The organism is Paenibacillus amylolyticus (genome assembly GCF_003719335.1).
Taxonomy (GTDB): domain Bacteria; phylum Bacillota; class Bacilli; order Paenibacillales; family Paenibacillaceae; genus Paenibacillus; species Paenibacillus amylolyticus_D.
Map to the genome: position 1 here is coordinate 607919 of NZ_RIAS01000002.1, position 13669 is coordinate 621587.

13 protein-coding genes are annotated in these 13669 nt (G+C 46.0%); 9 read left to right on the top strand and 4 right to left on the bottom strand.

Going from position 1 to position 13669, the window contains the following annotated elements:
• The first annotated feature begins 8 nt into the window (after positions 1-8).
• The 5 genes from EC604_RS06485 to EC604_RS06505 all read left to right on the top strand — a co-directional run bounded on the left by EC604_RS06485 (position 9) and on the right by EC604_RS06505 (position 3675).
• A complete protein-coding gene (locus EC604_RS06485) occupies positions 9-974 on the top strand; it encodes an RNA polymerase sigma factor (protein ID WP_240036681.1) in 966 nt (321 codons plus the stop codon).
• A gap of 18 nt (positions 975-992) precedes the next feature.
• The gene (gene clpP / locus EC604_RS06490) at positions 993-1574 is read left to right on the top strand and encodes an ATP-dependent Clp endopeptidase proteolytic subunit ClpP (protein ID WP_123063326.1); all 582 of its coding nucleotides are present in this window, start codon (positions 993-995) and stop codon (positions 1572-1574) included.
• A 235-nt stretch (positions 1575-1809) separates the two neighbouring features.
• Positions 1810-2184, top strand: coding sequence for a GntR family transcriptional regulator (locus tag EC604_RS06495; RefSeq protein WP_123063327.1), 375 nt, complete (start codon positions 1810-1812; stop codon positions 2182-2184).
• A 5-nt stretch (positions 2185-2189) separates the two neighbouring features.
• Positions 2190-3056 carry an ABC transporter ATP-binding protein gene (locus EC604_RS06500; RefSeq protein ID WP_123063328.1) on the top strand — a complete coding sequence of 289 codons (867 nt, stop codon included), beginning with the start codon at positions 2190-2192 and terminating at the stop codon, positions 3054-3056.
• A complete protein-coding gene (locus tag EC604_RS06505) occupies positions 3049-3675 on the top strand; it encodes an ABC-2 transporter permease (RefSeq protein WP_123063329.1) in 627 nt (208 codons plus the stop codon). Before EC604_RS06500 ends, EC604_RS06505 begins: the two co-directional genes overlap by 8 nt.
• Before the next feature lie 558 nt (positions 3676-4233).
• Here the strand turns inward: EC604_RS06505 and EC604_RS06510 are convergent.
• Entirely contained in the window at positions 4234-5655 is a 1422-nt protein-coding gene (locus tag EC604_RS06510) for a PLP-dependent aminotransferase family protein (protein WP_429351487.1), read from the bottom strand.
• A gap of 120 nt (positions 5656-5775) precedes the next feature.
• Between EC604_RS06510 and EC604_RS06515 the strand changes: the two genes are divergently transcribed.
• Complete coding sequence (locus EC604_RS06515; RefSeq protein ID WP_123063331.1) at positions 5776-6708, top strand: DMT family transporter; 933 nt, start codon at positions 5776-5778, stop codon at positions 6706-6708.
• Positions 6709-6796: 88 nt separating this feature from the next.
• On the opposite strand, the gene EC604_RS06520 is transcribed toward EC604_RS06515, so the two are convergent.
• Positions 6797-7366, bottom strand: a complete 570-nt coding sequence (locus EC604_RS06520) for a TetR/AcrR family transcriptional regulator (protein WP_123063332.1) — start codon at positions 7364-7366, stop codon at positions 6797-6799.
• 156 nt (positions 7367-7522) lie between these two features.
• Between EC604_RS06520 and EC604_RS06525 the strand changes: the two genes are divergently transcribed.
• Complete coding sequence (locus EC604_RS06525; protein ID WP_123063333.1) at positions 7523-9043, top strand: NAD(P)/FAD-dependent oxidoreductase; 1521 nt, start codon at positions 7523-7525, stop codon at positions 9041-9043.
• 254 nt (positions 9044-9297) lie between these two features.
• On the opposite strand, the gene EC604_RS06530 is transcribed toward EC604_RS06525, so the two are convergent.
• The gene (locus EC604_RS06530; protein ID WP_123063334.1) at positions 9298-10101 is read right to left on the bottom strand and encodes a Cof-type HAD-IIB family hydrolase; all 804 of its coding nucleotides are present in this window, start codon (positions 10099-10101) and stop codon (positions 9298-9300) included.
• A 290-nt stretch (positions 10102-10391) separates the two neighbouring features.
• Positions 10392-11396, bottom strand: coding sequence for a lipoate--protein ligase (locus EC604_RS06535; RefSeq protein WP_123063335.1), 1005 nt, complete (start codon positions 11394-11396; stop codon positions 10392-10394).
• Positions 11397-11611: 215 nt separating this feature from the next.
• On the opposite strand from EC604_RS06535, the gene cobD reads away from it, so the two are divergent.
• Together cobD and EC604_RS06545 are read left to right on the top strand one after the other, a co-directional pair.
• Positions 11612-12847, top strand: coding sequence for a threonine-phosphate decarboxylase CobD (gene cobD, locus EC604_RS06540; protein ID WP_240036682.1), 1236 nt, complete (start codon positions 11612-11614; stop codon positions 12845-12847).
• Positions 12844-13638 (top strand): adenosylcobinamide amidohydrolase, encoded by a 795-nt coding sequence (locus EC604_RS06545; protein ID WP_123063337.1) that lies wholly within the window; start codon positions 12844-12846, stop codon positions 13636-13638. The genes cobD and EC604_RS06545 overlap by 4 nt, the downstream gene beginning before the upstream one ends.
• Positions 13639-13669: the final 31 nt, after the last annotated feature.

Genomic DNA, 13669 nt, shown 5'->3' on the forward strand with positions numbered 1-13669 from the left:
CCCCCGAGATGGCCTTTGTGAAGTCCGCAGATTGCGAAGTCTATGAAATGAACCTAGTCACAGCCATGAGAAACGATAAATTGAAGGCGATAAATCAAACGAATCAAGGAAGTCAAAACCATCATCAAGCTATAGCAGTTAATCAGACTGATGCCATTGATTGTAGAGACGGTGCTGAAGGTAAACGTGTTCCAAATCCAGCGTTGCACGATGTATTGCCTGAACTAATGGCTTCGCTTTATGCATACTGCATGTCACTCACCAAGTCGGTGACAGAGACAGAGGATCTTGTGCAGGAAACTTGCCTTAAGGGATTATCATCTGCGGTGGCGCAAGCTTCGGAAAGAACAGACACGTCGTTTAACTGGGAGGCTTATCTGATTCGTATCGCACGCAATACATGGATTGACGGTATTCGTAAGCAAGAAAAGCTGCGCTCTATACTCGACGAGATGAAACCTGTCATGTTTGAATTTGCGAGAGAGGAATCCTTTGAAGAGATGGAATCTGCGGTACAACTATTGATTCACACCTTGCCGCCCTGGCAGCGTGCGATCTATATATTACGTGAAATCATGGGATATAAGGCGGCAGAAACTGCTGAGATGCTGCGTACAACCGAAGGTGCCGTAAAAGCAGCATTAAACCGTGCCCGCACAGCTTTGAGCAAGGTCAGGCATAAATTGGTGGAAGCAGGGATGGATGCTGCATTGGAACAGGGGACGATGGAAGAGCCCGCTGATCTGGAGCAAGAGCAGCTCCGCAGTTATCTGATGGCTTTCCGTCAAGGGGATACTGCACGTCTAATTGATCTGTGCCTGAATCGCACGGAAGATCCGATGGCTGTGGCGGGTATGATTCTGCAGCAGACTCTGCCGTCTAAAGCGATGCAGCCAGTGATGTACGGTTATGCCGCTTCGAGCACGAATTCGATGTCTTTTGGAGGTGGGTATACGGTCATCATGGCTGCCTAATATAAGGAGGCGACATATATGAACGTAGTACCGTATGTTGTAGAACAAACTGCTCGCGGCGAGCGGAGTTATGATATATATTCGCGATTGTTGAAAGACCGCATCATTATGGTGTCGGGAGAGATTGAGGATCAGATGGCCAATGCTATCGTGGCTCAATTGTTGTTTTTGAGTGCCGAGGACCCGGATAAGGATATTCAGATGTATATTAATAGTCCGGGGGGATCGGTTACAGCGGGATTCTCGATTTATGATACGATGCAGTTTGTGAAGCCGGATATATCGACGATCTGTACCGGTATGGCGGCGAGTTTTGGTACGATTTTGCTGGTGGGCGGCACGAAGGGGAAACGAATGGCGTTACCGAACAGCGAGATTATGATTCATCAGCCGCATGGAGGCACACGCGGGCAGGCATCTGATATGCTGATACATGCAAACCGTATTATCCAGCACCGCCAGCGTCTGAATCAGTTGCTTGCAGACCATACAGGCCAGCCGCTGGAGCGCATTGAAAAAGACTCTGACCGCGATTATTTCCTCACCGCAGCCGAAGCAGTGGAATACGGTCTGGTGGATAAGGTTGTTACAGGTGCGTAGTGTCACCGTAGATGAAATTGACGAAGCGAGTGGCACAGAAAACAAATATAAGCGCAATAAGGAATGAAAAGATTTGGACGACAGGGGACTGTCGTTCTTTTTTTGTTTTTTTCTGATGGAGAGAAGAAAATGGATAAAAAAGGTTGACCTTAACCAGGTATAGTGTGTATATTATATATATACAATATGCTTGGTTATTTATATGAAACAATGGCAATGAGGTGAAGGAACAAACATGAATATACGGATATCCAATGCATCAAGCGATCCCATATATATCCAGATTTTATCCCAGATTCGGCAGAGCATTCTGAACGGAGAACTGGCAGCAGGAGACCACCTGCCTTCTATCCGTCAACTTGCGAAGGATTTGCAAGTCAGCGTCATTACAACGAAACGTGTATATGAAGAGCTGGAAAAGGAACAGTTAATTGATTCCGTGGTTGGCAAGGGAAGTTTTGTATCCGGTGCAAATCAGGATTTTATCCGGGAGAGACGTATGAAGCAGTTAGAAGCGAAGATGCTTGAGGTTATCCAGGAGAGCAAGGAACTGGGCATGAGCGCACAGGATTTGATTCAACATCTTACTTTGTTGTTAGAGGAGGAATAGGCACGATGAATGCGATAGAATTGCGGAATGTTACGAAGGGGTATCCGTTATTTAAGGTGGATAACATATCCACGGATGTGAAGCAGGGATTTATCACAGGGCTCATTGGCCCAAACGGAGCCGGAAAAAGCACATTAATCCGAATGATTACCGGACTCATCCATCCTGATCAGGGGACAGTGCGAACGCTGGGCAGTGAGAATCCGAGCGGTGATGTGGCTGTCAAGCAGCGGCTCGGTATTGTGTCCGATGAATGCTTTTATTATGAACATTTGACCATCAGGGAGATGTCACGTTTAATTGCCCCTTTTTACAGTCGCTGGGACCATGCCGTATTCAAGAGTTATTTGGAGCAATTCGAATTGTCTCCGAAAAAGAAAATCCAGGATTTATCTAAGGGCATGAAGATCAAATTCTCGCTTGCCGTTGCTCTGTCTCATGATGCCGATCTGCTTGTCATGGATGAACCAACATCCGGTCTTGATCCAGTTTTTCGGAGAGAGTTGCTTGATCTACTGGCCAGCATGATTCAGGACGAGACCAAATCCATCATTTTCTCGACACATATTACGACGGATCTGGAGCGGATCGCGGACTATATCGCTTTTGTTAATCAAGGCAAGCTGATTTTCAATGAAGCCAAAGACGACGTGCTTGAGCGCTACATCATTGTGAAAGGGGATATGGATCTGCTGGATGCTGATACCCGGCGTCAATTCATTGGCATACGTGAAACATCGATTGGTTTTGAAGCGTTATCGGACAACAAAGCGGAGGCGCAGCGTATGTTTGGCAGTGAGGCTCTTATGCATAGGCCCGCATTGGAAGACTTGATTTATTTCACGGCAAAAGGGGGGCGTCAACATGCTTAATCTGCTTCGCAAAGACTTTATTGCACTGAGAAGTTCGTTGTGGATTATTGCTCTGTATGTGGTGATTTTCAGCTGGGCGTTTATTCCGAAGATGGAAATGTCCATGTATCTCGTGGGGATTTATACGGCTTTTGGCTCGATTATGCTAGCTACGATGGTGGACATCAAAAACCATAATCATAACTTTTTAGTTACACTTCCGGTCAGTCGCAAACAGATCGTGCAAGCAAAGTACCTGTCTTCCATTCTCTATTCCCTGTTTGGAGTCCTTGTATCCTTCGGCATTCACAAGATTGTTAACCTGAATTATCCTGAACTCAACAAACCTCATTATTCCCTGTTAGATATCCTCATTTCTATGGGGTTGGTATGTATACTGGTCTCTATTTATATGCCACTTTTCTATGCACTCAGTAAAAAGGGAGCAGGCATTATCAATACGGTTTTCTTCGTTTGTTTAATTGTTCTTGCTCAACCGACTGCGTTTATTCTTGATGTTGCGGGTAAAGAAGGGCTTATTACAACGCCAATTATCTTGGGGATTGCCGTAGCCGTAGTGGCTCTGTTTCTTGTATCGTATGTCGTCACGATCCGGTTATTTGAGAGAAAAGATCTGTGAGCGATTTGCTTTATGGACTATTGACTTATATAAATCTAGGTGTGCCACAGGGGGAGTCGAGCGCTAACGATCACAGATGACCCTATTTGCTACAATTCAGGTGATTTCGGAATGTAACGATCTCAGGAGACGCTATTTTAATTATTTCGATGGAAAACAGGCCTCAATAGCTCGTTTTCATTGAAATAAGCTCCATGGTGATCGTTACATTTTTTAGTTCGTGAAAAAAGACCACATAAGTTTTCTGGTGATCGTTAGCGTTGGCACGAGGTGGATGTTGACGTTGACGTTGACGTGCTCACAGAGGAAACAGCCAGTTTGATGATAGACAAAAAGTTGTCTGACCTAAGCCTTGGACACAATTCCCCGTTTTCGTTGAATCTCTGAGCTTTCGTTGACCGACTGTGGAATCCACGCCGGATAAGGAAGTTTGAGGAGTGAATTAAACCTCGGCAAGTCTTAAAAGAGTGCAGGATTCTGAATGTACCCACAGTGGTACTCCTTCGTATCTCTGTTGCTCTTAGGCCCTCAATGTCGATCCTAAACGAAGTTTCGTTTTTAACTTCTCGCCGCTAAGGTGATCAGTCTGTCCATGCCTTCCCGGATTTGCTGCTCACGGGCATAAGAGAAGGAGAGGCGAAGCTTACGATTTCCTGAAGTGGGGGAGGGATCAAATACGGTTCCAGGTACAAAAGCAATGGAGTGCTCCATACTTTGGTGCAATAACCTGCCTGTATCGATACCCTCTGGGAGCACTGCCCAGATATTCAGCCCCCCTTCAGGACGTGTCCATGCCCAGTCCGTATCCAGCAGACACTGCTCCATGACCTCCATTCGAAGTTGAAGCGCAGTTCGCAGTTTGGACAGATGCTGATGCATACGATCCGACTGGAAATAACGAAGAAACAGCTTCTGATTCAGGAGCGGTGATCCGTTATCTGTCAGGGCTTTGATCGCCTGGAGTCCTGCCATGAGATGTGAACGGCACATGATGGCTGCGATACGCAGACCCGGAACAACATATTTGCTGTAGCTGCGTATGTACAATGTATGTCCGGAAGTATCATAAGTGAAGATCGGCGCAGGTGGCTTCTCTTTAAAATAAATATCATATGTGCTGTCATCCTCCACCAGGAAACAGCCATATTGTTCAGCCAGCTCAGGCAGCTGTTTGCGTTGCTCTACAGAGATGCTGATGCCTGTCGGGTTTTGGAACGTCGGTGTCATATAGAAGAGGCGTGGTTTTTCTGTTTTCATCAGATGTTCAATCTGCTCCAGATCATACCCTTCGGGATGGATGTCGGTAAAAACAAGCCGTGCACCCTGTTTGCGGAAAATTTCCATGGCAGGGCCGTAAGTTGGTCGCTCAATCAGTACCCGATCTCCAGGCTTGACCAGTGCACGGGAGATGACATCAATCGCCTGTTGAGCACCGGATGTAATCAGCACTTCGTCAGAGGACAGGTAGAAGCGTTCTTTGGCCGTCAAATGGGTGGCCAGACTGGTACGAAGCTCTAAATCGCCTTGGATCGTTGAATACGTACCGAGTAGACGAGGATATTGATCTAACAGATCGCGCATTAACTCGCCCCAATATCGGTTGGGCAATAGTGCAGGATCGATTAATGATTTGGAAAACTGATATTCCGCTTCCAGTGATTGGACCCGGTCAAGTGTGTCCCAATGGAGCCAGGCAGACACGGAGGGATCATCTCCCTGATCTGTATCGGCTAGTGGTTTGGCTGGACTGACGTAATAACCAGATTTGTCTCTAACATAGACGATCCCACGCTGTTTTAACTCCTGATACGCTTTGAAAACCGTTAGCCGGTGTACGCCGAGCAGTTCGGATAAGCTTCGTACCGAAGGCAGTTTTTCCTGTTCAACCCACTCCCCTGCCTCAATCCGTACCATGAGATAGTGGATAACTTGCTCGTACCGTTTCATGCTGTTGTCTGCCATCATTACCGTTTTGCTCACCCGGCCCACGCTCCTTTTGATCTCCATTGTAACAGTTAATGAGAGATAACTGTTCTATTTTGTTCATTCTGTTCTGTAGACCATGAGCTATGATGGAGAACAGATAAAGGAGTGGTTAACATGGTAGGGATTGCATTTACCGTAATGTGTCTCGTTTTTGGAACAACGTTTCTGGCGATTAAAATTGGAGTGGAGGCAGGCATGCCGCCTTTTCTATCTGCTGGACTGCGGTTTGTGATTGCGGGAGCTTTAATGTTTACTTGGATGTGGATGAAGGGGAAAGTGAGTTTGTCCCTGTTATTCCGCAAAGAAATGCTGATTACAGGTGCAGGTCTAACATTTGCGACCTTTGCCACGTTATATTGGGCAGAGCAGCATGTCAGTTCCGGTGTTGGCGCTATTCTATCGGCAACAGGGCCGCTGATGATTATGCTTATGCAAACGGCATTGTTACGGCAGAAAACCTCTGCCCGCATGCTAATTGGTTGCTTGATCGGGTTTACAGGTGTTGTACTAGTCGTTTTGCCAGGCGTATCGCTTGGTGCAGGCTCTTTATTTTTGTGGGGATGCATCGCGGTGCTGGTGGGGGAAGTCTGTTATTCCGCAGGTACGTTATATTCCAAAAAAGTCATTCATCAATTCAGTGACATGAATCCTGTTGCCATTAATGCGGTGCAGATGATGTATGGCGGTGTGTTGTTATTTATCCTCTCTGCACTGACGGAATCCTGGAATATGTCGGCACTGGATGTACTGCCGGCAGTGTCGTCCGTAATCTATCTGACGGTCATCGGTTCAATGGTCGGGCACAGTCTGTTCTATTGGATTATGTCACGCACTAATCCGCTGTTCCCAGCAACCTGGTTATACATATCGCCACCAATTGCCGTTGGGCTCGGTGCGATCGTGTACGGAGAACATGTCAGTTGGGTGACGTGGGTCGGTGTCGTTTTGGTTATCTCGGGGCTGTTAACAATGAATGAGAAGGTAAACAACTGGTTAAAGAAAGGAAAGCGTGTGAGGGCGAACGTTCGAACTTCTGAATCTGTTTAGTAAAGTGATTTCTTCATTCCACCTATTCTAGTGTCTTTTTAACAGCTCAATCTGGAAATCAGTAGTTAATTTCAGATTGAGCTATTTGTTATTTCAACAAGATTTTCTCGTTAACCAATAGATAGTAATACTCATCCATCTGTTCAGCTGTAATATTTTCTTCAAAATGATGTATCCACCAATTCACAAGTAAACTAATAACCCCTGAGTGAAACTCGACTGCAAGTTCTACGGGAAGTGAGAATTGTTTACCTCTATTTTTTAATTCCATAAAATCCTGCTTGAATATTTCTTCGATGTATTTTCTGAAAAAATGTTTGAATCCCTCATCCTTCTTTTGATTTTGGACCATTCTCTCCAGTACATTGCCTGACAAAATTGTAGCGATACTTTGCATAGGCTGTCGCAGTCTGTCTTCCACGTTCATTTGTAAATAATCCTGAAGGAGCGAAGTCAGGGTAGAGGACAACAGCGCGAATTTATCTTCAAAATGTTTATAGAACGTTGTTCGGTGCACCATGGCTTTATCGCATATTTCGTTAACCGTAATGTTACTGAATAGCTGGCCTTGCTCACATAACAGAGTCAAAAGGGCCATCGTCAACAGTTTTTGAGTTCGAGCAACTCTCAAATCCGTTATTTTTCCAATTATTTTCATCTACACCATTTCCTTATTGTAGTTTAACTATATATTATTCTTAAATTGATTATTACTAAATAAGATATTTTAACTATATATTAGTATTATAAGAAATATTTTGATTACTCTACAAGTGTAGATAAAATCTAACGTCATAGAAAGGATGGAAGAGAGATGTCTGATATGAAAAGAGCTGTGGTGATCGGAGCAGGGATTGCGGGGTTAATCACTGCAAGAATGTTATCTGATTATTATGATGAGGTATGTATTATCGAGCGAGATGAATTGCCTTCTGAGCCGTCGAACCGGCAGGGAGTCCCTCAATCTTTTCATCCACATCGGGTATTACCGCGCGGCGGACTCATTCTGGAGCATTACTTTCCCGGGTACAATGATGAATTGATTGCACTTGGCGCCATTCCTTCACATGAAGAAGAGATTGTGAATGCAAATAAATACGGTAAATTTAATCATAAAGTGAATGCTTCTTTCATCGAAATTGCATCAAGCAGCAGACCCTTGCTGGAATGGGTACTGCGGAAGCGAGTGCAGAATATAAGTCATATCCGCTTTTTAACGAATACGGAAGTTACCGGGCTGATGGTTTCGGAAGATCAGAGTTCCATTATAGGCGTTTATACAAAGGAAAGACGCTCGGAGAGTCGGAAAGAAAGACGGGCTGATATGGTGATTGATGCCTCAGGGCGTTCCTCCAAATTGATTAAATGGCTTGATCAGATCGGATTATCTGTACCGGAGCCCGAGGTGTTGAAGGTATCTCTTGGCTACAGTACCCGGTATTATAAGATACCATCTCTTATTCAAAACGAATGGAAAACGATATTGACAGAATCAGATCCCGAGCAAGGTATTCGTGCAGGTATGTTGTGGCGCATTGAAAATGATATCGCTGGAATGCTGCTTTTCAATGCAGGAGGAGATGCATATCCTTCGACCCATCCCGATGAGTTTCAGGAACAAATGAAGCATCTGTTTGCTTCAAATGAAATCATGGAGTTGGCGGAACGGCTGGAACCTTTCCAGGGACCGAGGGGATACCGCATTTCCGAGTCTATCCGTCAACATTATGAACGCATGGAGGACTGGCCTTCCGGATTACTCGTCCTTGGCGATGCATTTTGCAGCTTTGATCCGATTCATGGACAAGGAATGACGGTTGCTGCCATTGAAGCCGATACGATAAGAAAATGTTTGGAGCTGCAGCGAGTACATCCTGAGTCGAAGTTTGAGCTCAAAGTGCTGCGTCGGATGCAGCAAGCCATTGAACCGGCATGGTGGCTTAGTTCTGTAGCTGACTTGCGTTGGAGAGGTGTTGAACATGTTGGGTCATCTCAACCACGAGGGGTTACTTTTGCTCAGAAATATATCAATTTGTTTACGAAGCAGGCGATGAAAAAGGCGATGTATGAAAAAGATACTCATCTTTTTTTCATACAGTTTCTGACGAATGCTTTGATTCTTCCTCCGGGTGAATATTTCAATGGTGGCGTACTGAAGATGATCCTGAATGACAATGGTTCCGAGGAAGAAATGGCGTTAAGAGCAGAGCTTGGTGTACAAGATCCCGAGCTGTTCCAGCAGAGGATAGATGAGCTCATTCCATCATTTCAGCTGGAACATGATGAACAGATCGAGAAGCTGCTGGAAACTTTTCAACATGCCATGAGCGAATAAGAGGGATAACATGAAAAACACAATGTTAAATTTCATAGCTAGTATTATTATTTCTCTCATTGTATTTTTTGTCGTTTTGTTTTTGGTCGCAGTTCCAGATACAAATCGTGTCATTTTATCAATAGCGATTACGATATCACTTCAATTATCTTTACTCACTGCCATATTGCTCTCAAAACAAAAATAATAAAAAACAGTCTGGAACCACACATTTTTGTGTTATCCGGACTGTTTTTTTTGTTAACGTCTTATGTTTACTTTGTGTTCAGTACAAATTTCTCGATAACCTCTTTTACGCCGTCTTCGTTGTTGCTCGCTGTAATATAGTCCGCTAATTCTTTCAGCGCAGGGATGGCATTGCCCATGGCTACACCCAGACCAGCGACTTCCAGCATCTCGTGATCGTTCCAGGAGTCGCCAATGGCGATACACTCGCTGAGTTGGTGACCAAAGTGGTCAGCCAGGAACGTCAGAGCATGACCTTTCGTACCTTCTTTATGCATGATTTCGAGGAAATAAGGCTTGGATTTGGTAATATGCACTTCAGGTCCGAGCAACTCACGCAGCTCTACAGCTACTTGATCCAGATAGTCAGGCTCGTCGATGATGAGCAGTTTTGGCGTTGGTTGTTCAATGACTTTGATGAAGTCAGACTCGATGTAATATTGTGTGCCGTTTAACTTGGCATAATCGAGCAGTTTCTGGTTTTCCTCACGAGCGTACAGCTTGTCGTCAATGTATGTTTGCAGGTGCAGATTTTTCTCCAGACAGTAGTCAAATAGTTTGCGGGAAGCTTCTTGCGGTACATAGCGCTCATAGAGCACCTTTTCATCCAGCAAGTTCTTTACCAATGCACCTTGATATGTGATGATCGGCACGTTCAGCTTGGTTTGGCGAGCAAGTGCCTGTGCGGAAGCGTAAGCACGTCCTGTAGCGAGGGTTACAACTACGCCGTGTGCTACCGCTTGTTCCAAAGCCGTTTGCGTAGCGGGTGTAACTTCCTTGTTGTCGTTAATCAGGGTGTCATCGATGTCGATGGCAATCAGTTTGTAAGTCATGCGATGTTTCTCTCCTTTTTTATCTGCTTCTATTTCATTGAACGAAACAGTCTCACGCAAAAACTACGATGACAGAATAACCTTTCAATCACTGTTATCCCCGGATTTTTTTGATCTTTATATTTCATAAAGAGAAAATCCGGTGATAAGCATATGCTTCCGATGTAGCTTTCTTGCAGAAAGCTTTTAGGCGAACGCTTCGCTTTTCCAGGTTTTTTCTGTCCTCTCCGTTGCTGTGATTCTATTTCGTTCAAACAATCTATACCCATCTAAATGTCGTATTTGCTTTATTACTCTTCCAGGAAAACAAGACCGATAAAGTCTTCCAGCTCCAGGTTGCCGAAGTAATGCTTCACATCCAGACCTTCCAGTGCGGAGCGAACCTCAGTCTCGTCATAACGCTTGCCGCGCAACATGTTCTCGATATCCGCTACATCGCCAACACCGAAGAAATCGCCGAAGATTTTGATATCTTCGATGCGTCCATCCTTGATGTTCATGCGCAGATCGATGATGCCTACCGGGAATTTGCGGGTATGCTTTACATTGCTTTCCGGTGACAAGCCGTAGTTCCAGTCCCAGTTGTTATAACGCTCGGCCGAGATTTCCTTGATTTTGTCCCAGTCCTTCTCAGTCAGCTTGTACTGAGGAACGTCCTGCGGCTCCATGCGGAAAATGTGACGAAGCAACTCATCACGGAACTCTTCAATCGTCAGGTTGGTGTCAATCAGATCACGAATGTTGGCAACGCGGCTGCGTACCGACTTGGTGCTCTTGGATTTGAATTTCTCGGGATTGACGTTCAGAGAAGCCTGAACATGCTCCAGATTCAGATCAAACATCAAGGTACCGTGGCTGAACATGCGTCCGCGGGTGGCGAATTGTGCGTTGCCCGAAATTTTCTTTTCACCGACTTGCAGATCATTGCGCCCGGTCAATTCGGCATTAACGCCAAGTTCTTGTAACGCTTCAACCACAGGCTGGGTGAATTTGCGGAAGTTGTGGAAGGATTGACCGTCATCCGCCGTAATGAAACTGAAGTTCAGGTTGCCCAGATCATGATACACTGCTCCCCCTCCGGAAAGACGACGCACCACCTGCACACCGTTATCCTGAACGTATTCGATATTAATCTCTTCAATCGTATTTTGGTGTTTGCCAATGATGATCGACGGACGGTTGATGTAAAACAGCAGGTAGCTGTCATCCTCCATCGGCAAATGTTTCAAAATGTACTCCTCAATCGCGAGGTTTACAGAAGGATCTGTAATGCCCTGGTTATCTACAAACAGCATGGTCATTCCTCCATTAATGTATGTGAGAGGCGCTTAGCCCCTTATGTAGTGATACTCGTGCAAAAGAATCAGAAAACCGAAGTCCTGAAATTCCTCTTCTATTGTAAACGAATTGTCGTTGGGACACAAAGAAAACAAGTAGACACGATGGAATTGGACTGACTTATGATAAACAGATGAATGGAGAAGGAATGCAGGATTGACCCATCCCTCCTATGCCATCCATAATAAAAAGAACATACAGAGAGGATGACGGAAGAATGACCGGTTATATCGAAGTGTTCGGACATGGTGGAGATGTGGAGACCGCAGCTTCGAGGTTTGGTGGGAGGGCAGCGGATTTTCTGGATTTTAGCGCTAATATCAACCCATTAGGTCCTCCCAAAGAGGTTTTGGAAGCATTACAGCAAGGTCTGCATTCGGTGCTTCGTTACCCTGACCCGGGCCATCGGGGATTCAAAGCACTCCTGAGCGAACGCTTGGGAGTAACACAAGAGCAGATTTCCGTAGGGAATGGTGCGGCTGAAAGTATGGCATTGATCCTGCTGGCACTTGCTCCGCGCAAGGTTGGCACGGTGGAACCGGGTTTCTCGGAATATCGCGCTTTGGCACGGCAATTTGGTGCGGAGGTTCTGCATACGGAAGGCCTTGAAGAACTGAATTGGCAAGCGGCGCCTGAACGTATCGAACAGTTGATGGAAAAGGTAGACCTGCTTTTTCTTGGACAGCCCAACAACCCGAACGGTGTGCAATATCCAGTGGAGGTGCTTCACAGGCTCGCCCGCAAAGCCGAAGAGACGGATACAGTGCTCGTTATTGACGAGGCTTTTATCGACTTTATTTCACCGTCCCTGCGACAGACACTTGCTCCAGATCTGAATAAATATTCGCATGTGATCATCATCCGTTCGATGACGAAGTTTTATGCGATTCCGGGTTTGAGACTCGGGTACGCCATAGGCAGCGCAAGATACATACAGGCGATGACGGAGAAACAGGTCACCTGGAGCGTCAACGGACTGGCTCTTATTGCAGGAGAAGCCTGTCTGCGCAGCCGGGAACATTTCGAGCAGGACACGATATCGCAAATTACACATGAACGGACACGTTTAATCCAAGCACTGGAGTCGTGTGGGTGCAGTGTAACGCCGGGTGAAGCCAATTTTATTCTGGCGCGTGTGCCGGAACCTTGGACAGCGGCTTCCGTGCAGGAAGCTTTGGGGCGGCGGGGCATTCTGATTCGCAGCTGTGCCATGTATCCGGGGCTTGAGGCAGGACATGTACGCTTTGCGGTCAAAGGTGCTGAAGCCAACGACAGGTTGCTTGACGGACTCAGAAGTGTGCTTGAACGAAGCGGGGATCTGGACGTGAATCCGGCATCTGCCGATCAGGGGAGTCAGCAGGATCATACGCAACATTTTGAAAAAACAAAGGGAGGGAAGCGGTTGTGACACTCCCGTTTTATGACTATTTTACAGATGGAAAAAGAGACGAGAATATCTATGTATCCTCTTCCTGGCCGGGTCTGCACATCTCTGCTCATGAACGGCATGTTAAAGCACAGAGCCCACAACCTGCTCTCGCACTTTCCAGCGCAGTATACGGCGGTGGTATGCTCGAATTAAATCGTGTATTTAACATCTATGTGGACAAACACTACCGATGTGATGATCCACCCCGTGATATCGCAGAGGCGCTGTATGAATGGCAAGAGCAAGCCGATCAGTGTGCAGGGTTGTTAACTGCGGTCAGAATGGAGCATACCTCCATTCAGGAGTATACGAGTTCAGCATTCGGTCTGTTGTGCTGTACGACTGCAGGCGTATCCAATGCAGCACGGGCAAGTTCGGAGAGAACTGTTTTTGATGTGCATGGGGAAAAACAAAACAGAATTTCATATATCCCCGGTACGATTAATATCATGCTGTGGTTCAACGGACAGATGACCCCAGGGGCGATGGTTAATGCGGTTCAGACGGCAGTGGAGGCCAAGGCTGCTGCTCTTGCCGATGCAGGTATTGCCGATATGGAGAACGGACTTCCTGCCACAGGTACAACAACCGATGCCATTGTACTTGCTGTACGTCAGGACGAGCATGAAACAAAGCCGATTCACGCATATGCGGGTACGGCTACTGCTTTGGGCGCGGTTATCGGCAGACTGGTATATGACACGGTGACAGAAAGCCTTCAGGCCGGATTGCGATGGAAAGAAAGGAACGGGCACAGTAATGACATTTGAATTGGAGCATCTATGGACATCATCGTTCTGG

What these genes read in the sequence shown, in the direction of transcription:
- cobD (WP_240036682.1), top strand. Translation starts at nt 11,612, where the DNA reads ATGCCATCCATAATAAAAAGAACATACAGAGAGGATGACGGAAGAATG.
- EC604_RS06530 (WP_123063334.1), bottom strand. Translation starts at nt 10,101, where the DNA reads ATGACTTACAAACTGATTGCCATCGACATCGATGACACCCTGATTAAC.
- EC604_RS06515 (WP_123063331.1), top strand. Translation starts at nt 5,776, where the DNA reads ATGGTAGGGATTGCATTTACCGTAATGTGTCTCGTTTTTGGAACAACG.
- clpP (WP_123063326.1), top strand. Translation starts at nt 993, where the DNA reads ATGAACGTAGTACCGTATGTTGTAGAACAAACTGCTCGCGGCGAGCGG.
- EC604_RS06525 (WP_123063333.1), top strand. Translation starts at nt 7,523, where the DNA reads ATGTCTGATATGAAAAGAGCTGTGGTGATCGGAGCAGGGATTGCGGGG.
- EC604_RS06535 (WP_123063335.1), bottom strand. Translation starts at nt 11,396, where the DNA reads ATGCTGTTTGTAGATAACCAGGGCATTACAGATCCTTCTGTAAACCTC.
- EC604_RS06495 (WP_123063327.1), top strand. Translation starts at nt 1,810, where the DNA reads ATGAATATACGGATATCCAATGCATCAAGCGATCCCATATATATCCAG.
- EC604_RS06500 (WP_123063328.1), top strand. Translation starts at nt 2,190, where the DNA reads ATGAATGCGATAGAATTGCGGAATGTTACGAAGGGGTATCCGTTATTT.
- EC604_RS06520 (WP_123063332.1), bottom strand. Translation starts at nt 7,366, where the DNA reads ATGAAAATAATTGGAAAAATAACGGATTTGAGAGTTGCTCGAACTCAA.
- EC604_RS06485 (WP_240036681.1), top strand. Translation starts at nt 9, where the DNA reads ATGGCCTTTGTGAAGTCCGCAGATTGCGAAGTCTATGAAATGAACCTA.
- EC604_RS06505 (WP_123063329.1), top strand. Translation starts at nt 3,049, where the DNA reads ATGCTTAATCTGCTTCGCAAAGACTTTATTGCACTGAGAAGTTCGTTG.